We start from the raw sequence: 25,265 nt of genomic DNA, 5'->3' as shown, positions 1-25,265 counted from the left end.
CGGCCGACGTGCGTCAGCCGGGGTTCCGCGGATCGATCTTGTAGTAGGCCGTCTTGCGGTAGAGCGTGGCGCGGCTCATCCCCAGCTGACGGGCCGCCTGGCTCATCGTGACCTTGCCCGACGCGAGGACCCGCACTATCTCCCCGTGCTCGAACGCCTCGATGCTCGACAATCGGCGCGTCCGGCCCGCCAGCAGTTCGGCGGGGAGCATCGCGACGTCGACGACGTCCGCACGCGACGCGACTCGCGTGACGAGTTCGCGGAGCTCCGCCGCGCCCTGCGGCCAGTCGTGGTGCTGCAGAGCGCGTTCCGCCGCGGGGGTGATGTGCACGTCGCGTCCGCGCACCGCGCGCGCGAACTCGTGAGCCAACGGCACGACGTCGTCCGGTCGGTCCGACAGTGGGGGCAGCGACACGACCGATGCGACCGCGGAGGCGAGTGCGGCCGGGATGTCGTGCAGTCGTTCGGCGGTGACCGCGAAGGGCATCCGGGTCTCGGCGGACCGCAGCAGGTCGACGAGTGACTGCGCGGCGAAGTCGGGGAGCGTGTCGACGTCGCGCAGGACGACGACCGTGTCGGTGCGATCCGCCTCGTACGTCCACAGGTCGAGCCACGTGTCGACGTCGTCGGGTGCGGGGGCCGCTGCCGAGAGAATGCGGTGGCGCGGGAAGGCGCGCCGCGCAGCGTGCGTCACCAGCGACGAGCGGCCGGAGCCGGGGCGGCCGATCACCGCGACGGTCGATCCCGCGGCCATCGCGGAGTGGGCGTCCGCCTCCAGTCTTGACCACTCCGCGCCGAGTCGAACGCCTGTGCCGGTGGACCCGTGCTCGATACGGAAGAGGCTGCGACGCACCGTCGGTCGCTCTCGTCGACCGGTCGATCGGGACGACATCGACAGCGAGATGGTGCTCGCGGCCGACCGTGCGAGTGTGAGTAGGAGGTCGCTCGACGTCCGGGACCAGGTGGTGAGATTGACGGCACCCTGCAGACGACCCGTCGCGGGATCCAGCACCGGGGCGGCTGCGCAGGTGAAGCCGGTGAGGCTGTGGGAGTAGTGCTGTTCCGCTCGGACCAGGGTGGGTGCCAGGTCTGCCAGCGCGAGACCCAGACCGTTGGTCCCCACCTCCCGTTCCGAGTAGCCGAAACCGGGCGCGAGGTGGACGTCGTCGAGCGCGCGGAGCAACGTGTGGTCCCCGCTCAGGCGGGACAGAACGAGGCCGTCGGCGTCGGTGAGCATGAGGCCCACCGGCTCGGCGGTGAGCGTCCGCTGCAGGTCGGCGAGCACTTCGTCACCGCACTGCCGAAAGAGCGACTCCTGCCGTTCCGTCCCGGCGAAGACCGGCTCGACATGATCGACCGGGATGCCGTAGCGCCGACTCCGAAGCCAGGAGGCGCGGAGCCGAGGGGGTACCGCACCGGCGACCGCGTCCACCTCGCGGCCGGAGCCGGTCCGGTGTTCGGGGAGCTGTGCTGGCACGCGGGCGTCCTGGTGGGTCGAAGCGGGTCGGGTTGTGATCCAGGTTACAGCGCCCGAGGGGTGGTCGACCGTCTCAGATTGAGACGCCGGGGACGCCCGCTTCCCGTCCGTCGCGCTCTAGCGTCGAGCCAGTGAAGGTGACGCCAGTCACACGACGAAGGGACCTCGATGTACACCAAGGGCGACAACAGCTTCTTCATCGTCGACGCGCACGTCGCGCTGTGGGACGCGCGGCCCGAGAACCAGCGCAACATCCACGGCAAGCAGTTCATCGACTGCTTCTACGACTACCACCGCAACCTGTCGCCCGAGAGCGAGCTGTGGCCGTACGACGAGTACCTCTACCAGGGCGGCGACCGCCTGATGAAGGACCTCTTCGAGGACGGGTACGTCGATCATGCGATTTTCCAGCCGGCCCACCTCGGGGAGTTCTACGTGAACGGGTTCGGGCAGACGGAGGAGGCATGGGCCCTCACGGCGCAGAATCCCGACAAGCTCACCTACAACCACCACTTCGATCCGCGCAACGGCGAGCGTGGGCTCGATCAGCTCCGCGCCGATGCCGAACGGTTCGGACTGAAGGGCGTCAAGCTCTACACGGCGGAGTGGCACGGAGACTCTCGCGGCTACAAGCTCGACGACGACTGGACCCGGCGTTACCTCGAGGTCTGCCGCGAGCTCGGGATCACCAACATCCACGTCCACAAGGGACCGACCATCAGGCCGCTCGATCGCGATGCCTTCGACGTGGCGGACGTCGATCATGTCGCCACCGACTTCACCGATCTGAACTTCGTCGTCGAGCACTGCGGTCTCCCGCGGCTCGAGGACTTCTGCTGGATAGCCACCCAGGAGCCGAACGTGCATGCCGGGCTCGCCGTCGCGATGCCGTTCATCCACTCCCGGCCGAAGTACTTCGGCCAGATCATGGGCGAGTTGCTCTACTGGCTCGGTGAGGACCGGATCCAGTTCTCGTCCGACTACGCCCTCTGGACACCGCGCTGGCTGATCGAGTCGTTCGTCGACTTCCAGATCCCGGCGGAGCTGAGCGAGTACCCGGAGATCACGATGGACCAGAAGCGCAAGGTGCTGGGCCTGAACGCCGCGAAGATGTACGACATCCCGGTTCCGGCGGAGCTGCAGATCGCCGATGCCGACGAGACGGCCACCGGCCCGCGCGGCGCCGACCGTGCGGCCGACGACGTTCTCGTGGGAGCGTGAGATGACCACCCGTGCCGACTCGGCGATGCGGGCTCTGGACGTGGTGATCGACCCCGAGCTCGACGAGCCGATCACCGACCTCGACTTCGTGCAGTCGCTCACCGTCTCCGAGGACCGTGACGTCGTGGTGCACCTGCGCTTGCCGACGTCCTTCTGCGCGCCGAACTTCGCCTACCTCATGGCCTCCGACGCGAAGGACGTGCTCACCGGCCTGCCCTGGACGCGGAACGTGACGGTGGAACTCGACGACCACCACGATTCACCGATCATCAACGCGGGACTCGCCGCGGACGCGGGGTACCGGGGCACCTTCGCGCACGAGGCGGAGAACGATCTGGAGGAGCTCCGGACGACGTTCCGGCGCAAGGCTCACGTCGCGGCGATGGAGCGGTGCCTGACCGCGCTGCTGAAGCGGGATCCGTCCCGGCGCATGGAGGACATGGGAACCGTTGTGCTGGGCGATCTCCCGGACGACGACACCACCAGGGCGCTGCGGTCGCGGCGACGGTCCCTCGGCCTGGACGACGTGCCCGACAGCATCGTCATGGTCGATCACACCGGAGCCGGCTACACGCAGCTCGACGTGCCGCTCGCACTGCGTCGGGCTCGATCGACCCGCATCTCGATCGACGGCAACGCCCACTTCTGCCGGGGACTGCTCCGTACCCGCTACGACGACCCGGACCGCACGACGGTCGACGCCTGACCTTCCCGAGAAGCCGAGGAGACACATCATGAGCACCATGCGCGCAGTCCAGGTCGTGGGGTACCACGAGAAACTCCGAATGACCGAGGTGCCCGTTCCCACTCCCACGGGGCCGTTCGACGTGGTCGTCCGGATCGGTGGAGCGGGGGTGTGCCGTACCGATCTGCACATCCTCGAGGGGCAGTGGGCCGAGAAGTCGAACGTGACCCTGCCGTACACGATCGGTCACGAGAACGCCGGCTGGGTCCACGCCGTCGGTTCCGCCGTGACGAACGTGCAGGAGGGTGACAAGGTCATCGTCCACCCGCTCATCACGTGCGGGCTCTGCCGCGCCTGCCGATCCGGCGACGACGTGCACTGCGAGATCAACCAGTTCCCCGGCATCGACACGAACGGTGGCTACGCGGAGTACCTGAAGACGTCGGCACGCAGTGTGGTGAAGCTGGACGACTCGCTGGAGCCGGCGGACGTGGCCGCCCTCGCCGATGCCGGGCTGACGGCCTATCACGCCGCGGCGAAGGCTTCCCGGCATCTGACCCCCCGAGACCGCGTCGTGGTGATCGGCGCAGGTGGGCTGGGGCACATCGGGATTCAGGTGCTGAAGGCGCTGACCGCGGCCGAGATCGTGGTCGTCGACCGTAACGCCGACGCGGTGAAGCTGGCCCTGTCCATCGGGGCGGATCACGGCGTCGTCGCCGACGGCACCCACATCGAGCAGGTGATCGAGCTCACCGGTGGGCAGGGCGGCGAAGCGGTCATCGATTTCGTCGGTGAAGGCGGCGCGACGGCGGAGGGCATCGCGATGTTGCGGCAGGCGGGCAATTACCACGTCGTCGGATACGGCGAGAACATCGACGTCCCTACCATCGACATCGTGTCGTCGGAGATCAACGTCATCGGCAACCTGGTCGGGTCCTACAACGACCTGTGCGACCTCATGGCTCTCGCGGCACGCGGGTCCGTCGTTCTGCACACCGCGAAGTACGCACTCGACGACTTTCAGAGCGCCATCGACGATCTGGACGCGGGCACGGTGCGAGGGCGGGCCATCCTCACGCCGTGAGAACGGCCCGCCGCCGGTCAGTGCGTGACGAGGTCGTCGGCGTCGGTGAGGGTGGCGCCGGTGGCGTCGTGCACCTGCGCCGCCGTGACACCGGGCGCGGTCTCCCGCAGGACCAGGGTGCCGTCGCCGACGACGTCGATGACGGCGTAGTTGGTGATGACACGGTCGACCACGGCCTGACCGGTGAGGGGGAGCGTGCACGCGTCGACGATCTTGGGGTTGCCGTCCCGATCGGTGTGCTCCATGACGACGATGACGCGCGCGGCGCCGTGGACGAGGTCCATGGCGCCGCCCATGCCCTTGACCATCTTTCCCGGGACCATCCAGTTGGCGAGGTCGCCGGTCGACGAGACCTGCATGCCGCCGAGGACGGCGGTGTCGATGTGGCTGCCGCGGATCATGCCGAAGGACAGCGCGGAGTCGAAGAACGCCGCGCCGGGCAGGGTGGTGACGGTTTCCTTGCCGGCATTGATGAGATTCGCGTCGACCTCGTCCTCGGTGGGGTAGGGGCCGGTACCGAGGATGCCGTTCTCGGAGTGCAGCGTGACGCGGATCGCGGGATCGAGGAAGCCGGGAATCAGTGTGGGCAGCCCGATGCCGAGGTTCACGTAATCACCGTCGCGCAGTTCGGCCGCCGCGCGCCGAGCCATGTTCTCGCGGGTCCATCCGGTGTCGGTGCTCATCGTGCGTCTCCTGCGGGTCGGGTGGTGCGCTTCTCGATGCGGGGTGTCTGTGGGCCGGTCTCCACGATGCGCTGGACGAACACGCCGGGCAGGTGCACGTGCGCCGGGTCGATCTCGCCCGGCTGCACGAGATGCTCGACCTGAGCGACGGTGATGCGGCCGGCCATGGCGGCGAGCGGGTTGAAGTTCATGGCTGCCTTGTCGAAGACGAGATTTCCGTCGGTGTCACCCAGGTGCGCGTGCACGAGCGCGAAGTCGGCGCGGATGCCCTCCTCGAGGACGTACCGCTTGTCGCCGAAGACGCGGGTCTCCTTCGGGGGGGACGCGAGTGCGACGGATCCGTCGGCGGCGTAGCGCCACGGGAGCCCGCCGTCGGCGATGGGGCTGCCGACACCGGCCGGGGTGAAGAACGCCGGGATGCCCGCGCCCCCGGCGCGTAGTCGCTCGGCGAGAGTGCCCTGGGGAGTGAGCTCGACCTCGAGCTCGCCGGACAGGTACTGCCGGGCGAATTCCTTGTTCTCGCCGACGTAGGACGCGGTGACGCGACGGATCCGGTGCGCTGCGAGCAGGATGCCGAGGCCGTGGTCGTCCACTCCGCAGTTGTTGGAGAAGACCTCCAGATCGGTGACGTCGGTGGCGGCGAGGGCGTCGATCAGTGCGTCCGGGATACCGCAGAGCCCGAAGCCGCCGACGGCCAGGGTGGCGCCGTCCGTGACGCCGCGTATCGCGTCGGCGGGGGTGGACAGGACTTCGGTGGCCACGAGTTCCTCCTGAGATCGAGTACTGATCAGATGTACGGTCCGGTGAGTGGACGTGCGCACTCTCTGCATTCGATCAGGACCACGGCGTCTTCGCAGGCGATACGGGGTCCGGACGGCGAACTGCTCGACTCGTGGAACGATCGGCGGCACGGTGTTCACTGAGTGGACACCCCGCGAGCCCTAGACTGTGGTGATGGCGGAGGCAGCGAGGTCGGTCATCGCGCGAGTCGCGGCCGTGATGCGTGCCGTCGGTGATCACGAGCCGGACGGCGCGTCGACCACCGACATCGCCAGGACCGCCGGGTTGGCGCGGCCCACCGTGCACCGGATGGTCACCGCGTTGGCGGCGGAGGGCTTCGTCGATCGGCACGAGTCGGGCCGGTGGGCGCTGGGGCCCGAGACCTTCCTTCTCGGATCGATGGCAGCGGAGCGGTACGACATCACGTCGAGCGCGGGAGACATCCTGCGCGATCTGGCCCGAACGACGGGGGAGAGCGCCTTCCTGTCGGCACGTCGGGGCGACGAGACGGTCTGCATCGCGAGCGAGGAGGGCAGTTTCCCGCTGCGCTCGCACGTCCTGCACGTCGGCCTGCGCATGCCCCTCGGAGTCGCGTCCGCCGGGTTGGTCATCCTCGCGCACCTGCCCGAACGTGAGCGGAGGGAGTACCTCGACCGTGCAGAGCTCGGCGGCTGGGGAGAACGTCACGCGCCGCGCGAGATCGCCGAACGGGTGGAACAAGTTCTGGTGCAGGGATACTCGGTGAATCCCGGGTTGTTGGTGGAAGGTAGCTGGGGTCTCGGGGCCGCGGTGTTCGATCGCCGCGACGCCCCGGCGTGGGCGCTGAGTCTGACGGGTGTCGCCGGCCGTTTCGACGATGTCCGGCGCCCTGTTCTCGGCGAACAGCTGCTGCGGGCCGCACACGCGTTGACCTCGCGTCTGCGGTGATCGGAGGTCGATGCGGTCGGTCGGACAGAACTCGGGCGGTACATCCAAGTTATTCACCCGTTATATCGTGAATGCATGCCCGATATCGTATCGATGTCGACCTCAGAGTCCGAGAATTGTTGTCGCACAGAAATTTAACTCGTCCATCACGTGATTGTCCGGACTCGACAGAATGTCGCAATTCCGGCATGCATTGACATTACCGTTATCGTCCTGTTCACTCTCATTTATGCCGTAAATCTACGTCGCATTCGACGGAGTCGGCTCGATCTCACACCTGCCCCCGCCACATCTCGGCGCCGCGGTCGTCTTCTCGGACGGTCATCGACGCGCCGACGTCGCGGGGGCGTCATCGCACCGCTCTGCGTCGTCGGGGACAGAGTCTGCGCACCACATGTGCTGCATCTCGGATGCGGCACATTCACCATATCGCGCAAGGAACCGCATGATCAGGACACACCTCGACCGCTCTCCCTTCGACGCCGCGAAGCGAGGCCGCCTCCCCGCACTGGGTACCGTCGCCGTCGCCACGGCGGCTCTGATGATCGTCGGCGCGAGCACCGCCGACGCCGCCACTCCGGTGGGACTCGGCACCGCTGCCAGTTACGCGGTCCTGGCCGGTGCGGGCGTGACCAACACCGGCCCGTCGGTCATCTCGGGTGACCTCGGAACCAGTCCGACCGCGGCCGTCACGGGGTTCCCTCCCGGTCTCGTGAACAACGGCACGATCCATGCCGCCGACGCGGTTGCGCTGCAGGCGCAGTCGGACCTCACCACGGCATACGACCAGGCGAGTGCGGAGCCGATCTCGGCGAACGTCGCTGCCGACATCACCGGCAGCACCCTCGCCCCGGGGGTCTACAAGGCTTCCAGCGCACTGGCCCTGAACGGCACCGTCACGTTGGACGGTGGATCGGATCCCGACGCCGTCTTCGTCTTTCAGGCACCGTCCACATTGATCACGGGGTCCGGCAGCAGAGTGGCACTGATCAACGTGAATCCCTGCAACGTCTTCTGGCAGGTGGGCAGCTCGGCGACCATCGGTACCTCCACGACGTTCGTCGGAACGGTACTGGCGCTCACCTCGATCAGCGTCCAGAACGGTGCGACCGTCTCCGGACGTGTGTTGGCGCGCAACGGCGCGGTCACCCTGGACGACAACGTGATCACGGCGAACGACTGCTCCCCGCGGACGACCACCACCCCGGTCGGCGACGGGGGAGTCGTGGTGCCTCCCATCGTGATTCCGATCCCGTCGATCCCGGGACTGCCGTCGATCCCCGGTGTCCCGCCCGTGATCACCATCCCGGGTCTTCCGGGGTTGCCGGGTACACCGCCCACCCCGTCGGTGCCCACCGCACCGGCGATCCCGCCCACCTCGGACACTCCCGGTACGCCGGGAACCCCGAACACTCCCGGTACGCCGGGAACCCCGAACACGCCGGGAAATCCGAACACTCCCGGAACCCCGAACACTCCCGGAACCCCGAACACGCCCGGAACCCCGAACACGCCCGGAACCCCCGGTGTCCCCACGGGTCCGGACGCGCCGGGCCGGTACTCGCCGGGCAGCCAGATCACTCAGGTCCCGGGTGGTGGCGTCGACACGGGTGACGGCAGCACCGTCCGGTCGGCCGACCACTGGCGGCCCGCGTCGATCGGCCTCGCGGCCGCGGCGATCATCGGGTCGGCCCTGGTGCTGCGTCGTCGAAAGAGCTGACATGGCATCACGTTCCGTCACCACCGCGGCGCGCTCACTGTGCGCTGCGGTGCTGCTCGCGCTGGCGCTGATCTCCGGATGCTCCACTGCTGCCGGCACCGCCCCGCCGGCGCCGGCCGCGACCGAGTCGGCGGACGTCGGCGTGGTCGACGAGGGCACCACCGGTGTCCCTGATGCCGTGGCCCTCTCGTCGCCGCCGGTCCGCATCGACGTTCCCGCGATCTCCGTGAGTTCCGACCTCATGGGCCTGGGTCTGCAGCAGGACGGGACGATGGAGGTACCACCCGGCGCGTTTCCGGCCGGGTGGTACACGGGTTCACCGATTCCCGGCGCGATGGGGCCGTCCGTGATCGCCGGTCACGTGGACTGGGACGGTGCGCCGGGTGTGTTCTCCCGGCTCGGTGACCTCGTCCCGGACGACGACGTGATCGTCACTCTGCAGGACGGCACCACGTCGCGCTTCCGGGTCACGGAGGTCGATCAGTACCCGAAGGCCGAGTTCCCGACGACCACGGTGTACGGCGACATCGACCACCCGGGACTCCGGCTGATCACGTGTGGCGGTCGATTCGACAGCGACGCAGCCAGTTACGACGACAACATCGTGGTCTACGCCGATCTGATCAGCTGATCCGGTCGCGGATCCGGTCGATGATCTCCAGGGTCGCGACCGCGTCGGCGAGGGGATGGACGGCGGACTCGACCTCGCCGACGGAAATCCTCCTCGCAGCCTCCACCGCGGCGAGATGCAGTCCGTCGACCTGGAGGCCGGGGGTCTCGTCGTAGGCGAGGGTGATGCCGTCGCGGAGTGCGACGGTGAACGGCCCCGGCATGAAGAAGGGCCCGGCGATGGTGAGCGTGCCGTCCCGGCCGCACACGACCGCCGTCGTCGGCGTGTTCGTCAGGATCGTGGTGTTGAGCACCGCATGTCCGGACTCGCCGGTGAGAAGGGCCGAGATCTGACCGTCGATCTGGTCATTGGCAGGTCGACTCCGAGCATCCACCGTCTCCGGTGCACCGAGAACCGAGTAGGCGAAGGACGCGACGTACGTTCCCAGATCCAGGAGCGGGCCACCGGCCAGCGCCGGATCGTAGATGCGGTGATCGGTGGTGAAGAACTCGCCGTGATCCGCGAGCACCGTGTGGATCGGTCCGAGGACGCCGCTGCGGAGCACCTGCTCTATCACGTCGAACTTCGGCAGGAATCTCGTCCACATCGCTTCTCCCGCGAACACTCCTGCCGACCGTGCGGCCTCCGCGATACGGGCCGCGCCGACCGCGTCGACGGCGAGCGGTTTCTCGACGAGCACGTGCTTGCCCGCGGCGATGGCGTCGAGGGCGTTCGCGAGGTGCTCGGTGTGCGGCGTGGCGATGTACACGATGTCGACGTCGTCGTCGGCGAAGACGGCCTCGTAGGTGCCGTGCGCGCGGTCGACGCCGTGCTCGTCGGCGAAGGCGCGTGCGCGCTCCGGTGAGCGCGATCCCACCGCGACGACGGTCTGGGTCGTGTGCCGGTGCAGTGACTCGACGAACCGGTGCGCGATCCAGCCCGGCCCGAGGACTGCCCATCGGAGCACGGGCGCGTCACGGGGATCGGGAACTCGTGACAGGGGGAGGGAGGCGCTCTGCGTCATGCGGCAGAGCCAATCAGACGAAAGCATATTTGTCAGGACATTAAGATGTAATACTTTCGATCATGACTGTGCGGGTTGGAATCATCGGTGTCGGCGTCATGGGAGCGGACCATGCCCTGTCCCTCGATCGGCGGGTGTCGGGCGCGGCGGTGACCGCTGTCGCCGACTTCGACGCAGCACGGGCGAGTGCAGTCGCCTCCACCCTGCGCGGCGCCACCGTCGCGGCGGACGGCCCGGCGCTGATCGAGCGCGACGACGTCGACGTCGTCGTCATCGCCTCGCACGATTCGACCCACGCCGAACTGGTGCACCTGGCGCTGGCCGCGGGCAAGCCGGTGCTGTGCGAGAAGCCGCTCGCGCCCACGGCGGCGGAGTGCCGCGAGATCATCGCCGCGCAGGGCGAACGCACCTTGATCACGGTCGGCTTCATGCGTCGGTTCGATCCGGCCTACGTGGAACTGAAGCGCGTGGTGTCCTCCGGTGAACTGGGTGAACCCCTCGTCGCCCACTGCGTGAGTCGCACCGTCGAGGCCTACCCCGGCGGCACGTCCGCGTCGACCATCACCAACTCCGCGATTCACGAACTCGACATCGTGCCGTGGTTGCTGTCGTCGCCGATCACGGAGGTGAGTTGGCACGCGGGTCGTACGTCCGCGCACTCCGGAACGCGCCAGGATCCGCAGATCATGCTGTTGCGGACCGAGTCCGACGTTCTGGTGACGGTCGAGATCTTCCTCAACGCCCGCTACGGATACGACACGAGGTGCGAGGTGGTGGGCGATATCGGAGCGTCTGCGCTCGTGCTGCCCACTCACGTGGTCACCGACCGCGACCGCCGGCGGTCCGTGGCCTACCCGGCCGACTGGGTTCCCCGCTATGCGGACGCGTATCGCCTGCAACTCCAGGAGTGGGTCGATTCCCTCGAGGCCGGCCGGGTCTCGGAGCTCGCCGACGCGGACGCGGGGCTGCGTGCAGGTCTCGTCGCCGACGCTCTCGTCGCCTCGATGAACGAGGGCGGCCGAACCGTCGTCGTGGAGTGATCTCGGCGGTACGTTTATCCATGTCCGACTCGGGCACCAGAATCCATGGATTCCTTCGACGCCACCCGCGCCGTGGTGGAGCGGTACGCGCCGTCGCTGGGTGTGGACGGGATCGCGGTGGCAGTCATCGTGACCGCGGCGATCCGCGACCTCGTCTACAGCAGCGACGACGTCGCGACCCGCATCGACGAACTGCAGTTCACGCTGGGAACCGGGCCGTGCCTCGATGCCTTCCGGAGTGAACAGACGATGATCAGCATGGTCGGTACCGACGAGGGCTCGCCGTGGCCGCTGTTCGACGACGCCGTTCGAGCTCTCGACGTGGGTGCCGTGTTCGCGCTTCCGGTGGGCACGGAGCCGACGGTGGGCGTGCTCGAGCTCTATCGCCGCGACGCGCATCCGTGGTCGCCGGTGACCGCGGCGCGTGCCGTGCGGTGCGCCGGGGAACTCGCGTCCGCGGTGCGCCGCGACGTCGCCGGAGTGGGGGACGACGCCGCGGACGATCCGTTGTCCCGCGCCTCCGTGCACGTGGCTGCCGGCATGATGGCAGCACGGTTCCGGATCACCGCCGACGAGGCCGTGGTTCGGCTCCGGTCCCTCGCCTACGCAGACGGGGTCCGCGTCACCCAGCTCGCGGACGACATCGTCGCGCGGCGGGTCGAGCTGACCGATGCCATGCTGGACTGACGCCGGCTCAGATGACGGTGCCGACGTCGGTGGCCACGATGCTGTCGAGAGCGTGCTCCGCGACTGCGGCGATGGTCATCGACGGATTGCAGGCGGCGCAGTTGCCCGGGATCAGGGCGCCGTCGAGAACGTAGAGGCCGCGCTGTCCCTGGACTCGACCCTCCAGATCACAGACCGTTCCCATGTTGGCCCCGCCGAGCGGGTGCCAGGTGGACGGGAACACCGCGTTGGTGTCCACGACGAGGCTGTTCGGTCCGGCGATCGCGCGCACACGCGGGTCGATGTGACTCTGGATGGCCGCATCCCCCTCGTGCGGCCACCGCAGGATCGCATCGTCCCGCGCACCGTCGTAGACGAAACGCCCACGGGCGTCGCTGACGCCGTAGCCGACCAGAACGGTGGTTCGGGCATCCACCCCGAGAGGGGGGAACGACGCCTGGATGACCGTCATCGCGCGGGACGGGTCCGCCCAGTCGAGACTGCCGAAGACCACCGGGCCGCCCTGTGCGGGTCCGAAGTCCTGGTCGAACGTCGTCCACGAGTAGATCCTGTCCGCGTTGGTGCCCCAGCCGTCGCCGAGCGCGTCCGGCATGTCCGGGATCCGGCCGGACGCTGCCGCCCGCATCAGCAGTCGCGTGGTGTTCATGCTGCCCGCAGCCATGATCAGGGTCGGCGTGGTGAGGATCTTGTTCTCCACGACCGCCCCCGAGGTGTCGATGCGGTCGACGTAGACCGTCCACCGGCCGTCGGACGCCCGTTCGACGTCGGTGACCTGGTGCAGGGTCTGTACCGTCGCCAGCCCGGTCGCCTCCGCCTCGGCGATGTACGTGACGTCCACGGAGAACTTGCCGCCGTTGTTGACGCCGATGGCGCCGTCGCCGTTGGTGTAGGACGGGGCCATTTCGCCACGAAGTTCGTCGAGCGCGAAGTTCCAGTCGATGGGCATCGGGATCTTCGACACGGGGAGTCCGAGTCGTCGTGCACTGTCCCGGAATGCTCGTGGTGCAGCGTAATTGGGGCTGTCGACCAACTCGTCGGGCGCGACCGCGAGGTGCAGCATCCGGGCGACCCGCGGGTAATGGACGTGATCGAGCAGGCCCCAGTCCAGTGCGCCGGGGAACTGCGACGCGAACACCGCCTCGGCCGGCTGCAGCGTCATCCCCTGATAGACGAGGGACCCGCCGCCGACCCCGGCCGCACACAGCGCGGTCATGTTCTCGCCGGGAACCGCCTCGACGAGGCCGGTGAACGCCGGGACGTCGATCGGACGTCCGAACACGTTCTTCGCGGATCCGTACCAGAGGAAACGACCGTCGGGTGAGCGAGCGTGCGGAAAGGTCTCGGCGTTCGGACCGGTCGGCCATCGCAGACCGCGCTCGAGCACGGTCACCGGAACGCCTGCCTGTGCGAGGCGCAGTGCGGCGACGCCGCCGCCGAACCCGGAGCCGACGATCACCACGCGGTGATCCTCGCGGGAGAGCGGAACTCGTTGTGTGCGTGCGGCGATGCCGTGAGCAGAGGCGCGGGCGGCATGGTTGCCGGCGATCAGCGCACCGCCGGCCGCGGCGGCGCCGGAGAGGAACGTGCGGCGAGTGAACGGTGACATGCGGCTTCCCCCGGATCGTTCGTGGAGTCCGCCGATACCTGTGGGCACCCCCCGGCGAACACCCGATCTCGATGCCGGGTGCTCAGAACCTAGACAGTTCTATCAGCGAGTGTCAAGGTTTCGCCCCGACTAGGCTCGAACGATGGCTACCAGACGCATCGCAGTGATCCCGGGTGACGGCATCGGCAAGGAGGTGGTTCCCGCCGGTATCGAAGTACTGGACGCCGCGGCGGCGGCGTTCGACCTCGACCTCGAGTACGAGTACTTCGACTACGCCAGCGCCGACTACTACGTCGAGCACGGAAAGATGCTTCCCGACGGCTGGTTCGAGGAGCTTCGACCGTTCGACGCGATCTTCTTCGGAGCGGTGGGCTGGCCGGAGGTGGTGCCGGACCACATCTCGTTGTGGGGCAGTCTGCTCCAGTTCCGACGTCACTTCGACCAGTACGTGAATCTGCGGCCCATCCGGCTCATGCCGGGCGTCACCAGCCCGCTCGCGGGACGCGAGGTCGGCGACATCGACTTCTACGTGGTGCGGGAGAACACCGAGGGGGAGTACACCGATCTCGGCGGCCGGATGTTCGCGGGGACCGAGCGTGAGACGGTGATCCAGGAGACGGTCATGTCGCGCATCGGCGTCGACCGAATCCTGAAGTACGCCTTCGAACTCGCCGAGACCAGGCCGAAACGCCACCTGACGTCCGCGACCAAGAGCAACGGCATCTCCATCTCGATGCCGTACTGGGACGAGCGGGTCGCCGCCATGGCGTCGCATCACCCCACGGTGGACGTCGACAGCTATCACATCGACATCCTCACGGCGAACTTCGTGCTGCACCCGGACTGGTTCGACGTGGTCGTCGCGAGCAATCTGTTCGGGGACATCCTGTCCGATCTCGGACCGGCGATCGCGGGCACCATCGGCATCGCCCCGAGTGGAAACATCAACCCGGAGGGGCTCTTTCCCAGTCTGTTCGAGCCGGTGCACGGATCGGCACCGGGTATCGCGGGCAAGAACGTCGCCAATCCGATCGGACAGATCTGGAGCGGCAGCATGATGCTCGATCACCTCGGCGAACCCGATGCCGCGCGCACGGTCCTGACCGCGGTCGAGAACGTGTTGGCACGGGGCGGCGCCGCGCTCACCGCGGACATGGGCGGAACGTCGGGGACCGACGAGTTGGGGCGCATCATCGCGGACGAGGTGACCGCTCTCGCTCGCTGATGATGTTCTCGAAATTGACACCGTTTCGGGGCGTTGTTTGTGAGCACGACCAAGTCAGTGACAGGTCACCACACCGTTCATCGTCGTCCGTGACGACGGGTCCTTCATGATCTGTGTGCGCGAAACAATCGCGACATCACTCACTCGGGAGACATCATGCTCAGCATTCTCAACGGCCTCAGCTTCCTCAATTTCTCGTTCGGAGATCTGCTGCCTCTGACCGATTTCCTGAACATTCTGAAGAGCCTCTCGATCGCGTCCTGACGCCGACGGCCGGGCGGGTCCACCCGCCCGGCCGTTGCGTCCGACGTCAGCGAGGAATGATCCGCGCGTCCCGGTACCGAGCGAGGTTCTCCGCGAAACTCTCACTGGTCGAGCGGAATCCGAGGAACCCCGCCTTGCGGCTCTTCGTCATGTCGGTCAGGCACTCCATGTCGCGGCCGAGGTCGCCGTCGGTGTGCCACCACGATGCGAGTCGAGTCACGTCCGACTCGACGAGGTCGTACTTCTCGGCGATGCGCCGCCACGCGTCGGGTGCATCGTCCATTCGCGTCGCCAACGGTCGTGGTTCGGTGTCGAAACCGACGGGTTCGACACCGAAATGGTCGGCGATGCGCGGCCACAGCCATCGCCAACGGAACACGTCGCCGTTCGCGACATTGAATGGCTCGTCGGCGCCGTTCTCGTTCGTGGCGGCCCAGATCATCTGCTCGGCGAGCAGATCGGCATCGGTGACATCGGTCAGACCGTTCCACTGGGTCTCCGAACCGGGGAAGACGAACGGCTCGCCGGTCTCCTTGCAGAGAGTGGCGTACACCGACAGGGTGAGTGCCATGTTCATGGCGTTGCCCACGGCGAACCCGAAGATGGTGTGTGCCCGGTGCACGCTCCAGGTGAAGCCCAGTCGCTCTGCGCCCGAGAACAACTCGTCCTCCTGGGCGTAGTAGAAGTTCGGTGTGTCGAGGCGCTCCTCGCTCTCGTGGAACGGGGTCTCCGCCGTCACCGCGGCGCCGTAGGCGTCGAACGGGCCGAGGTAGTGCTTCAGACCCGTCATGAGAGCGACGTGCTTCACCGAGTTCTCCGGCGCCAGCGCGTCGAACGTGTTCCGGAGGGTGGCGGTGTTCACCTCGATGTTCTCCGCCTCCGAGTCCTGCATCATCCACGCCGTGAAGAACACGAGGTCGGGCGCCGTTCCGCGCAGTGCCTCACTCAGAGCATCGGCGTCGAGAAGGTCGGCCGTCACGGGTGTCACGCCGTCGACCGGCAACTCGGTCTTGCGCGACAACCCGTAGGTGCGCCACCCCGCGTCGACGAGTCGTCGACAGATGGTCTGCCCCGAGATGCCGGTGGCTCCGACGACGAGCGCCGTGCCCGGACTTCGTGCTGCCATGTGTGTGATGCCTCCGATCGGTGATCGTGTCTCGATCCTGCATGGGCTACCCGTGGGGGCAACGGAGCAACCAGTGGGGCCGAGTGGCGCGGCGCACTGGTCCGCTACGAGGCGCCGCGCGCACCGCCCGGTGCCGAGCGCGCGCTGCACCGTGCGCGGAACGCCGTGCGCAGCGCGCGGGCGTCGGAACAGCTCGAGTGGTGCGGCGCACTCGTCGACGTCACGGCCGATCGCCTCTCATCGAGCCGGGCGAAGTGGACAACTTACCGGCGAGTAAGGAAGCTTCAGCGCATCCGCTGCCCGTCCGCGACACCCGCGATCACCTGCACCGGGTGGAGAGAAGCGTCGACATGCAGTGGTCGAGGAGACAGTTCCTGGGCGCGATGGGCGTCGCGGGCCTGATCGGGTCGACGGGACCGGGAGCGGTGTCCCGCGCGGCTCCGATACTCGACGGTCTGTACCGGTCGGCGGTGCCCGAGCTCTACGCACCGATCGATCCGGCGCCGTCGCATTCGGAGGCCGTGGTGGTCGGGTCGGGCTTCGGTGCCGCGGTCACCGCGCGGCGCCTCGCCGAGGCCGGCGTTCGCGTCACCGTCCTGGAGCGCGGGTCGCAGTGGCCCACGGATCCGCGTCGACAGATCTTCGCCAACGACTTCCTGCCGGACGGGCGCGCGTTCTGGCGTCGCGGTGGCACTGCTCCGCTGACCGGACTGCCCACGGTTCCCACCGACCGCTTCGGCGGCATCTTCGACGTGAGCGAACACGGCACCATCGACGTGTGGTCCGGAGCCGCGGTCGGCGGTGGTTCGTTGGTGTTCACCGGCGTGATGATCGCCCCCGAACGACGGTTCTTCGACCAGCTCTTCACCGGGCTCGTCTCGTACGACGAGATGCAGGCTCTGCACTACCCGCTCGTCCGTTCCGAGCTGCGGCTCTCACCGATGCCGGAGGACGTCTATCAGTCGCTGCCGTTCACGCATTCACGGGTGTGGGATCACCAGGTCCGCCGCGCCGGGTACACACCACAGCGCATCGACGGTATCTGGGACTGGGACGTGGTGCGCGGAGAGATGGCCGGTCGGTTCCGTCCGTCCGCGATCATCGGGGAGTCGAATCTCGGCAACTCCAACGGCGCCAAGTTCGACCTCAACCGCAACTATCTGGCCGCTGCTCGCGCCACTGGCCGGTGCACGATCCATGCGCGTCACGAGGTCACCGCCGTGACCAGGGAGGCGGACGGTCGCTACGCGCTGACCGTGGATCTGCTCGACCCGTCCGCCGAGGTCCTCTCCACCCGCACGGTGACCTGCGACGACCTGTTCCTGGGCGCCGGGTCGATGGGAACGTCGCGGCTTCTCGTGCATGCCCGCGACACCGGACTGCTCCCCGACCTGAACGAACACGTCGGTGAGGGATGGGGCACCAACGGTGACGCGGCACTCGTCCGGGGCATGAGCCCGGAGGGCAACGGCATCGTGCAGGCGTCGCCCTCGGCGTCGAGGATCTCCGACGACTCGGGCGCCCCGCTCACCCTCGAGAACTGGTTCGTCCCCGGATCGCCCGTCGATCTGACGCTGATCGGCTCGTTGGGCATGGTCATCGACCCGACGAGAGGGCGGTTCGTGTGGGACGAGTCGACGCGGTCGGTACGGCTCGACTGGCCGGAGGCCGGCAACATCGCCGTCTCGGACGCCCTGCGACCGGTGCACGACCGCATCGCGGAGCGCTCCGGAATCGGTGTGGGGTATGCGCCCCTGCGGGTTCCGGACGTGAACACCTCGTTCACGGCGCACCCGTTGGGAGGGGTGGTGCTGGGCCGAGCCACGGACGCGCACGGCCGCGTCCTCGGCCACGACCGGTTGCACGTCGTCGACGGAGCGCTGATCCCGGGCAGCACCGGCAGAGTCAATCCGTCGCTCACCATCGCGGCGCTCGCCGAACGCAACATCGCGACGGTGATCGCCGATCGCTGAGCGCCCCGTGGAGCGAATGACGGGAGTCGAACCCGTGTGCACGGCTGTGCAGGCCGTTGCCTCACCACTCGGCCATCCCACGTCAGGAAACCCGGACCTGTCGGGACAGGGTTGCGCTCACGGTGATTCTCGGGCTGTCGCGGTGAGATACCTCGCGGCCGCCGCCGGGTTCTCGTCCGCCAGTGACGCCAGCGCTCGACACAGTGCGCCGAGTGAGGTTCCCTCGGCGTGCGCGGCCGACTGCAGGAGTGCCGCCGCGGTGTCCCGGTTCACCCCGAGGTGTTCCATCGCCATGCCGATGCTCTGATCGAGCGCGGCCGCGGAGCGCAGTGCCGCGGAGTATCGATCCGAACGGGACGTCGTCGCCACGTCGATCTCCGTCTCGAGGCGCCGAGACAGCATCGCGAGTCGGACGGCCGTGTGTTCCGGCCCGTGTCCGCGGGTCTGCAGCGCGACGAGGGTGGCAGCGACCGCCGCGGCGGCCTCGGTGCGCGCGCGTCTCTGCACAGCCTGCCGTCGACGGGACCGGAGGTGGTCAGACGACCGTGCTCGCAGCAGTGACGGCGGGTGGAACCGGGTCGTGTCGCCGTGCTCGACGCGGTCACGACCGAGACGCTTCGCCCGGTACATCGCATCGTCCGCGCAGGAGATGAAGGAGTCGAGCGTCGACTCCACGTCGCCGAGGGCGAGCGCGGCGCCGTCGGGAGCCGTGGCCACGGCCGTCGTGGTGCCGATGCTCACCGTCACCGAGCACCGTGTGCGCACCGATCGCAGGACACGGTCCGCGAGATCGGCCGTACGCGCACCGCGGGCGACGACCAGGAACTCCTCGCCGCCGAGACGGGAGACGACGGCGCCCGCCGGAGTCGCCAGCACCACCGCTCGCGCGACGGACTGCAGCGTCCGATCACCGTGGGTGTGTCCGTGGGTGTCGTTGACGGCCTTGAAGTTGTCGATGTCGATGACGAGGGTGGTGACCGATTCGTGCCGCGACGCCGCGGCACCCAGCAGTTCCGTCAGACGGGGGAGTACGCCCCGGCGGTTCAGCAGGCCGGTCAGGACGTCCGTGCGTGCGAGCACGTCGAATCGGTGACTCACCCGCACCATCGACCGCCGCAGGCCCCACACCAACACGACGGGGACGACGACGATGGTCAGGGACGCGCCGGCACTGATGAACGCGATGGCCGCAGATCCTGCCGAGGCGAACGACACCACGACGGCGGCTCCACCGGCAGCCACGGTGAACGACCACGCGGTCGCGGGCGGCGACGCGGCCGCGGAGAGCACCGGGACGATGGTGAGCAGCGCAGCGATCGCGAGGGAACCCGCCGGATCGGTCACCGCCACCGCGGAGAACGTCGTACCGCACAGCATCACCATGCCCATGGCGACGAACTGGCGTTCGGCCAGCCGCCCCGAGCGCCAGATGATGCCGGCTCCCACCACGGCCGCAGCGACGGCGAGAGCGGTGGCGAGCATCGGGGCGATGCCGGGGAAGAACAGCCCGGGCACCACCCAGCCCGCTCCCAGTGACAGGGCGGAACCGGTGATCGCCGTTCCCATCGCGATCGACCGGATGTCGAGCACCTGCCGTGCGGGTGTCTCGAGAGGCGACTCGGTGAGCGACGTCCGCGCGCCGCGGTGCGCTCTGTCGATGTGTGGCGTCACGCGAGCACCCCGGTCCCCGTCACCGGTGATCCGTCGTCGGCTGACCTCCACCGTGTACCCCGTGAATGTACCGACCGGGACGGTTCCGTCGCGGCGATCCGGCGCACGTCTGGCCGTGAGACCTCGGGCGCGTGACCACCGCGAACACGCGGTCGGTGCGGTTGTCACCCTTTCCGGTCATCGTGATTCGAACTCGACGGAGCCGAAAACTGTTGCGCGATTTGACGTCTCGAGACGGCGGCGCTACATTTTCCTCACCATCCAGAGCGACCGAGAGACCTGGCTCGTCGACGTCGCAGCAACCCGCCTCGAGTTCGAGTGTGTGGGTGCTACCGCCAGGACCGATGGAGGAGATCCGCCGATGAACACTGTGACGAGCCGACGCCCGCACGTCCTTCGCCTGCACCTCGAGTCGTGTCGAGAGTGCTGCTGCGCCTGTACGCGGCGCTGACCGGGTCCCTCACTTCGTCCTCTCGAAAGGCACAGCGATGTTCGCTGCCCTCACGCACCGGTGCAGCCGGTGACTCAACTCCACGATCGACCGGTCGCCACCGACGCCGGTGACGTCTCGGATCACGACCTCGTCGTCGCACGCACGGTGCACCCGTGGCGGTGGATCATCGCCGTCGCGACCCTGGTCCTTCTCGCACAGTTCGTCCACGGGCTGGTGACCAACGCCGGCTGGGACTGGGGCACCTTCGCTCAGTACTTCACGGCGCGGTCCGTCGTCACTGCTCTGTGGCTCACGATCCAGCTGACCTTCTGGGGCACCCTCATCGGGTTCGCACTCGGCATCGCTCTCGCGGCGGCGCGGTTGTCGCAGAACCCGGTCCTGCAGATCATCTCCTGGTTCTACATCTGGGCGTTCCGGTCGATCCCGCTGATCGTGCAACTGCTGTTCTGGTTCAACATCGCCTACCTGTATCAGCGTTTGTCCCTGGGCATTCCGTTCGGACCGAGCTTCGTCGAGTTCGACGTCAACAGTGTCATCAGCGGGTCCACTGCGGCGATCATCGGTCTGGCCCTGCATCAGGCGGCGTACTCGGCGGAGATCGTGCGCGCCGGCATCATCTCGGTCGATCAGGGGCAGCTCGAAGCCGCTGCGGCGCTGGGGATCCCGAAGCGACGCGAATTCTTCGCGATCGTGCTGCCGCAGGCCATGAGGGGAATCCTCCCCAACGCGGCCAACGAGGTGATCAGTCTCTTCAAGGGCACCTCGATCGTCTCGGTCATGGCCATCGCCGAGCTGTTCTATCAGGTCCAGGTGATCTACGGACGGACCGGCCGTGTCGTCCCGATGCTCATGGTCGCGACGGTCTGGTACGTGATTCTGACGTCCGTCCTGTCCGTGGTGCAGTTCTACGTCGAGCGGCACTACTCCAAGGGTGCACTGCGCACGGTGCCGCTCACGCCGATCCAGAAGTTGCGTTCGCGCATCGCCGCGCTGCCGCTGCCACCGAGGGGAGCAACTCGATGACCGCCGAGATCGAGACTGCGCGGTATGCGGTCGAGGTACGGGGAGTGCACAAGTCCTACGGTGCCCTCGAGGTCCTGAAAGGCGTGGACCTGGCCGTGCGGCCGGGGGAGGTCACGGCCATTCTCGGACCCTCGGGGTCGGGCAAGTCCACTCTGCTGCGCACGGTGAACCACCTCGAGAAGGTCGACGCCGGATCCGTCCGAGTGGACGGTGCCCTCGTGGGATACCGCCGCAGAGGCCGGAAACTGCACGAACTGACGCCGAAGGAGATCCGGCGCCAGCGCTCGCAGATCGGCTTCGTCTTCCAGAACTTCACCCTGTTCCCGCACCTCACGGTGCTCGAGAACGTGGTCGAGGCACCCGTGTCCGCACAGCGACGTCCGCGGTCGGAGGTGGAACCCGAGGCTCTCGCACTCCTGTCGCGGGTCGGTGTCGCTGACAAGGCGCACGACTACCCGCGGCGGTTGTCCGGCGGACAACAGCAACGCGTCGCGATCGCCCGGGCGCTGGCGCTGCGCCCGAAGGTGATCCTGTTCGACGAACCCACGTCGGCACTCGATCCCGAGCTGGTGGGCGAGGTGCTCGATGTCATCCGCGGTCTCGCCGCAGACGGCGCGACGCTCGTCATCGTCACGCACGAGGTCGGCTTCGCACGCGAGGTCGCCGACACCGTGGTGTTCATGGACGGCGGCGTCGTCCTCGAACAGGGTTCTCCTGTAGAGGTGTTCGACACCCCGACCCACAGTCGCACTCGAGAATTCCTCTCCCGGGTTCTCTGATTCCCACGCACACCTCTCCCGAAAGTGACCTCTCCCATGTCTCGATCGTCCCGTCGCCTCGCGTCGGTCCTGTCCTCCGTCGCCGTCCTCGCGCTCGTCGCGTCCGCGTGCGGCGAACCCGCAGCCGAGAACACCGTGGTGTCCGAAGCCGGTGTCTCCTATGATCTCTCGCCCGAGCAGTCCGGGCGCATCCACACCGAGAAGGTGGACGACATCGCGGCGAAGGTGCCGCAGGCAATCCGTGATCGCGGAACCCTCGTCGTCACCGGAACAGCGGGTGCCACTCCGCCTCTCGGCTTCTATGCCACCGACGACACCACCGTCGTCGGATCCGAGATCGATCTCGCGAGCCTCTTCGCCGACGTCCTCGGTCTCTCGGTCGACCGCCGGACCGCGGACTGGGCCCAGAACTTCGTCAAGATCGATTCGGGCGAGAACGACGCCTTCATCTCGAACGTGACGGTCACGGAGGAGCGCAAGGAGAAGTACGACTTCGCCACCTACCGCCTCGACAACGTCGCCCTCGAGGTTCCGACGGACTCCGACTGGACGTTCACCGACCGCAAGGACATCGCCGGCAAGAAGATCGGTGTCTCGTCCGGTACCAACCAGGAACAACTGCTCGTCGACTGGAACACGCAGAACGGGGCGGAGGGCATCGCGCCCGCCGAGATCGTCTACTACCAGAACGCCGCCGACTACTACCTCGCCCTGTCCTCGAAGCGCATCGACGGGTACCTCGGACCCAATCCGTCCGCGCAGTACCACTCGTCGAGCACAGGGGAGTCGAAGATCATCGGCACCTTCTCCGGTGCGGGCGAGGCGCTCCAGGGTGAGATCGCCGTCCTGGTGAAGAAGGACAGCGGGCTCGCCGAGGCGTTCGCGGACGCCATCGATCACACGATCGAGAACGGGACCTACCAGCAGGTGCTGGACAAGTGGGGGCTCGGCGGCGAGGCCGTGTCGGCCTCGGAGATCAATCCACCCGGGCTCCCGAAGAAGTGACCTCGGTCCGACAAGGAGCACCCGTGGCCGGCAGCGATCGCCCGCAGCTCGAGGTCGCGCGAGTCGACCAGGGCGATCCGCTGGCACGACCCCTGCTCGCGGAGCTGGCGATCGAGTACAGCACCCGCTACGGCGGGACCGCCGACCAGATGTACTCGGCTCTGTCCACCCATCCGGCAGAGGACTTCGCGCCGCCGCACGGCGGGCTGATCGTGCTCCTCGAGAACGGTGAACCTGTTGCCGGCGGGGCGTTTCGGCGTCACGACGAGCAGACCGCCGAACTGAAGCGCATCTGGACGTCCGCATCGCACCGCCGACGAGGACTCGCTCGGCGCGTTCTCACCGAACTCGAATCGGAGATCGCTGTCCGAAACTACGAGAGCATCCACCTCACCACCGGGTGGCGCCAACCGGAGGCTGTCGGCCTGTATCTGGCGGCGGGGTACACACCGCTGTTCGACCCGGTGGCCCCGCCGGCCGAGGGCGTGCCCCGTGCGTTCCGGAAGACGACTCGACCCACCAACTGACCCCCGTTCTTCGTTCCTGCACACACACCTCTTGGAGTTGACCCAGTGATCGACCGCCATCAACGGACACCCGCCGTCAGTGCCGCGATCGGCCTCGTTGCCCTGACCACGGCCCTCACCGCCTGCGGCGGCGCTGCTGGTTCGGCGGGCGCCGACGCCGGCCCCGCTCAGCCGGGAGGCACCCTGAACTACGGACTCTCCACAGCGCCGACGTGCTCGGATCCCGCGCAGGCAGGGACCAACCAGACGATCTACGTCACGCGCGCCGTGGTCGACTCACTCACCGATCAGGATCCCGACACTGGCGAGATCGTGCCGTGGCTCGCCGAGAAGTGGGAGACCGACGCGGATGCGACGTCGTTCACGTTCACACTGAAGGACGGGGTGTCGTTCAGCGACGGCACACCGGTCACCGCGCAGTCGGTCAAGAACAACTTCGACGCCATCGTGGGCACGCTCGGGGCGGCGAAGGCGCCGCTCGCCGCCAGCTATCTCGCGGGATACGTCGGGACGACCGTGGTCGACCCGCGGACCGCGCAGGTGACCTTCTCGTCGCCCAATGCGCAGTTCCTGCAGGCATCGGCGACCTCACAGCTGGGACTGCAGGCCGATGCCACCACGTCGCTGTCCGCCGAGGAGCGCTGCCAGGGCGGAAACATCGGCAGTGGCCCGTTCACGTACACCGACTACCAGCAGGATCGATCGGTGAGTGTGGCCAGGCGAGCCGGCTACTCCTGGGGTTCGCCGGCGTTCGGTCACACCGGTGAGGCCTACCTTGACGGCATCGAGTTCACGGTGGTGCCGGAATCGGGCGTCCGGACCGGAAGCCTGTCGTCGGGTCAGCTCGACGCCGTCAGCGACGCGCTCCCGCAGGACGCACCGACCATCGAGGCGACCGGCGGTCGAGTGCTGACGACGTCGAATCCCGGAACACCCTTCGGTATCGCGCCCAATGTCTCGCGAGGCGTACTGGCCGACCCGGACGTGCGCCGCGCACTCGTCCCCGCGATCGACCGTCAGCAGTTGGTCGACACCGTCCTCGGCCCGAACTTCCTGCCGGCGACCAGCACTCTCGCGAGCAGGACGCCCGGCTACGTGTCGTTGCCCGACGTGACCTTCGACGCCGACGCGGCGCGGACCGTGCTCGACCGTGCGGGTTGGGTACCGGCCGCGGACGGGATCCGCGAGAAGGACGGTCAGCGGCTCAGCTTCTCGATCCTGTTCAGCGCCGTGTTCGCGGGCAATAAGGCAATTCTTGAGTTGCTGCAGCAGCAGTTGCGGGACGTCGGTGTCGATGCCCGGCTCGAGCTGACGTCCGTGCCCGAGTCGATCGCACGACAGAACGCCGGTGACTTCGACGCGACGTACTACAACAGCACGCGTGGCGACGGCGACATCCTGCGGACGTCGTTCGCGGCGGACGGCCGAAATCTCAACCAGCGTGGCCCGATCGCCGATCTGGATGCCTCGTTGACCGATCAGCTGCGCACGACGGACACGACGCAGCGCGGCGAGTACCTGGCGAACGCACAGCAGCAGGTGCTCGACAACGGACTGTGGATCCCGACCGTCGAACTGTCGCAGGCGGTCGGCGCGAGCTCGGCGGTGCAGGACCAGAGGTTCGACGCGTCTGCTCGGCTGCAGTTCTTCGACACCTGGTTGAGCAGGAGCTGA

General features: G+C 67.9%; 22 protein-coding genes, 1 tRNA gene and 1 riboswitch. Of the genes, 15 read left to right on the top strand and 8 right to left on the bottom strand.

What is annotated here, in order from left to right; genetic code table 11:
* Nucleotides 1-13: 13 nt before the first annotated feature.
* Nucleotides 14-1,477 carry a helix-turn-helix domain-containing protein gene (locus QE449_RS15815; protein ID WP_307095238.1) on the bottom strand — a complete coding sequence of 488 codons (1,464 nt, stop codon included), beginning with the start codon at nucleotides 1,475-1,477 and terminating at the stop codon, nucleotides 14-16.
* 168 nt (nucleotides 1,478-1,645) lie between these two features.
* On the opposite strand from QE449_RS15815, the gene QE449_RS15810 reads away from it, so the two are divergent.
* Genes QE449_RS15810 through QE449_RS15800 form a run of 3 tightly spaced genes read left to right on the top strand, consistent with a single transcriptional unit; the run spans nucleotide 1,646 to nucleotide 4,467 of the window.
* A complete protein-coding gene (locus QE449_RS15810) occupies nucleotides 1,646-2,698 on the top strand; it encodes an amidohydrolase family protein (RefSeq protein WP_056447174.1) in 1,053 nt (350 codons plus the stop codon).
* Nucleotide 2,699: 1 nt separating this feature from the next.
* Nucleotides 2,700-3,404, top strand: coding sequence for an iron-sulfur cluster assembly protein (locus tag QE449_RS15805; RefSeq protein ID WP_307109124.1), 705 nt, complete (start codon nucleotides 2,700-2,702; stop codon nucleotides 3,402-3,404).
* 37 nt (nucleotides 3,405-3,441) lie between these two features.
* Entirely contained in the window at nucleotides 3,442-4,467 is a 1,026-nt protein-coding gene (locus tag QE449_RS15800; protein ID WP_307109738.1) for an NAD(P)-dependent alcohol dehydrogenase, read from the top strand.
* Nucleotides 4,468-4,484: 17 nt separating this feature from the next.
* Here the strand turns inward: QE449_RS15800 and QE449_RS15795 are convergent, their stop codons facing one another.
* Nucleotides 4,485-5,150 (bottom strand): 3-oxoacid CoA-transferase subunit B, encoded by a 666-nt coding sequence (locus QE449_RS15795; RefSeq protein WP_307109123.1) that lies wholly within the window; start codon nucleotides 5,148-5,150, stop codon nucleotides 4,485-4,487.
* Nucleotides 5,147-5,911 (bottom strand): CoA transferase subunit A, encoded by a 765-nt coding sequence (locus QE449_RS15790; RefSeq protein ID WP_056447180.1) that lies wholly within the window; start codon nucleotides 5,909-5,911, stop codon nucleotides 5,147-5,149. Before QE449_RS15790 ends, QE449_RS15795 begins: the two co-directional genes overlap by 4 nt.
* Nucleotides 5,912-6,104: 193 nt before the next feature.
* On the opposite strand from QE449_RS15790, the gene QE449_RS15785 reads away from it, so the two are divergent.
* The 3 genes from QE449_RS15785 (at nucleotide 6,105) to QE449_RS15775 (ending at nucleotide 9,208) form a co-directional block, all read left to right on the top strand.
* Complete coding sequence (locus tag QE449_RS15785) at nucleotides 6,105-6,857, top strand: IclR family transcriptional regulator (RefSeq protein ID WP_056447183.1); 753 nt, start codon at nucleotides 6,105-6,107, stop codon at nucleotides 6,855-6,857.
* A 445-nt stretch (nucleotides 6,858-7,302) separates the two neighbouring features.
* A complete protein-coding gene (locus tag QE449_RS15780; RefSeq protein ID WP_307109122.1) occupies nucleotides 7,303-8,577 on the top strand; it encodes an ice-binding family protein in 1,275 nt (424 codons plus the stop codon).
* Nucleotide 8,578: 1 nt separating this feature from the next.
* On the top strand, nucleotides 8,579-9,208 hold the full coding sequence (locus QE449_RS15775) for a class F sortase (protein ID WP_307095228.1): 630 nt from the start codon (nucleotides 8,579-8,581) through the stop codon (nucleotides 9,206-9,208).
* Here QE449_RS15775 and QE449_RS15770 read toward each other — a convergent pair.
* The gene (locus tag QE449_RS15770; RefSeq protein WP_307109121.1) at nucleotides 9,201-10,211 is read right to left on the bottom strand and encodes a Gfo/Idh/MocA family protein; all 1,011 of its coding nucleotides are present in this window, start codon (nucleotides 10,209-10,211) and stop codon (nucleotides 9,201-9,203) included. The genes QE449_RS15775 and QE449_RS15770 overlap by 8 nt on opposite strands.
* Before the next feature lie 62 nt (nucleotides 10,212-10,273).
* On the opposite strand from QE449_RS15770, the gene QE449_RS15765 reads away from it, so the two are divergent.
* Together QE449_RS15765 and QE449_RS15760 are read left to right on the top strand one after the other, a co-directional pair.
* Entirely contained in the window at nucleotides 10,274-11,251 is a 978-nt protein-coding gene (locus QE449_RS15765; protein ID WP_307109120.1) for a Gfo/Idh/MocA family protein, read from the top strand.
* A gap of 45 nt (nucleotides 11,252-11,296) precedes the next feature.
* Nucleotides 11,297-11,938 carry an ANTAR domain-containing protein gene (locus QE449_RS15760; RefSeq protein WP_285188248.1) on the top strand — a complete coding sequence of 214 codons (642 nt, stop codon included), beginning with the start codon at nucleotides 11,297-11,299 and terminating at the stop codon, nucleotides 11,936-11,938.
* Nucleotides 11,939-11,945: 7 nt separating this feature from the next.
* On the opposite strand, the gene QE449_RS15755 is transcribed toward QE449_RS15760, so the two are convergent.
* Complete coding sequence (locus tag QE449_RS15755; RefSeq protein WP_307109119.1) at nucleotides 11,946-13,544, bottom strand: GMC oxidoreductase; 1,599 nt, start codon at nucleotides 13,542-13,544, stop codon at nucleotides 11,946-11,948.
* 142 nt (nucleotides 13,545-13,686) lie between these two features.
* Here QE449_RS15755 and QE449_RS15750 point away from each other — a divergent pair, with 142 nt between their 5' ends.
* The gene (locus QE449_RS15750) at nucleotides 13,687-14,769 is read left to right on the top strand and encodes a tartrate dehydrogenase (protein WP_056447200.1); all 1,083 of its coding nucleotides are present in this window, start codon (nucleotides 13,687-13,689) and stop codon (nucleotides 14,767-14,769) included.
* A gap of 310 nt (nucleotides 14,770-15,079) precedes the next feature.
* Here QE449_RS15750 and QE449_RS15745 read toward each other — a convergent pair whose 3' ends face one another.
* Entirely contained in the window at nucleotides 15,080-16,159 is a 1,080-nt protein-coding gene (locus QE449_RS15745; RefSeq protein ID WP_056447203.1) for an SDR family oxidoreductase, read from the bottom strand.
* 350 nt (nucleotides 16,160-16,509) lie between these two features.
* Here QE449_RS15745 and QE449_RS15740 point away from each other — a divergent pair, with 350 nt between their 5' ends.
* Entirely contained in the window at nucleotides 16,510-18,132 is a 1,623-nt protein-coding gene (locus QE449_RS15740) for a GMC oxidoreductase (RefSeq protein ID WP_307109118.1), read from the top strand.
* An 8-nt stretch (nucleotides 18,133-18,140) separates the two neighbouring features.
* Here QE449_RS15740 and QE449_RS15735 read toward each other — a convergent pair.
* Both QE449_RS15735 and QE449_RS15730 read right to left on the bottom strand, forming a co-directional pair.
* Nucleotides 18,141-18,211, bottom strand: a tRNA-Cys gene (locus QE449_RS15735).
* Nucleotides 18,212-18,249: 38 nt separating this feature from the next.
* Nucleotides 18,250-19,803: a GGDEF domain-containing protein gene (locus QE449_RS15730; protein ID WP_307109117.1), complete on the bottom strand. Its 1,554-nt coding sequence runs from the start codon at nucleotides 19,801-19,803 to the stop codon at nucleotides 18,250-18,252.
* A gap of 254 nt (nucleotides 19,804-20,057) precedes the next feature.
* Nucleotides 20,058-20,154: riboswitch (SAM riboswitch) on the top strand.
* 169 nt (nucleotides 20,155-20,323) lie between these two features.
* On the opposite strand from QE449_RS15730, the gene QE449_RS15725 reads away from it, so the two are divergent.
* Genes QE449_RS15725 through QE449_RS15705 form a run of 5 tightly spaced genes read left to right on the top strand, consistent with a single transcriptional unit; the run spans nucleotide 20,324 to nucleotide 25,265 of the window.
* Complete coding sequence (locus QE449_RS15725; RefSeq protein ID WP_307109116.1) at nucleotides 20,324-21,280, top strand: amino acid ABC transporter permease; 957 nt, start codon at nucleotides 20,324-20,326, stop codon at nucleotides 21,278-21,280.
* Complete coding sequence (locus tag QE449_RS15720; RefSeq protein ID WP_027504018.1) at nucleotides 21,277-22,059, top strand: amino acid ABC transporter ATP-binding protein; 783 nt, start codon at nucleotides 21,277-21,279, stop codon at nucleotides 22,057-22,059. The genes QE449_RS15725 and QE449_RS15720 overlap by 4 nt, the downstream gene beginning before the upstream one ends.
* Before the next feature lie 36 nt (nucleotides 22,060-22,095).
* Complete coding sequence (locus tag QE449_RS15715; protein WP_027504017.1) at nucleotides 22,096-23,064, top strand: ABC transporter substrate-binding protein; 969 nt, start codon at nucleotides 22,096-22,098, stop codon at nucleotides 23,062-23,064.
* Between the two features lie 23 nt (nucleotides 23,065-23,087).
* A complete protein-coding gene (locus tag QE449_RS15710; RefSeq protein WP_051612945.1) occupies nucleotides 23,088-23,591 on the top strand; it encodes a GNAT family N-acetyltransferase in 504 nt (167 codons plus the stop codon).
* 45 nt (nucleotides 23,592-23,636) lie between these two features.
* Entirely contained in the window at nucleotides 23,637-25,265 is a 1,629-nt protein-coding gene (locus tag QE449_RS15705) for an ABC transporter substrate-binding protein (protein ID WP_307109115.1), read from the top strand.

The organism is Rhodococcus sp. SORGH_AS_0303, from assembly GCF_030819335.1.
GTDB lineage: Bacteria > Actinomycetota > Actinomycetes > Mycobacteriales > Mycobacteriaceae > Rhodococcoides.
This window is presented reverse-complemented; position numbering and strand designations above follow the sequence as displayed.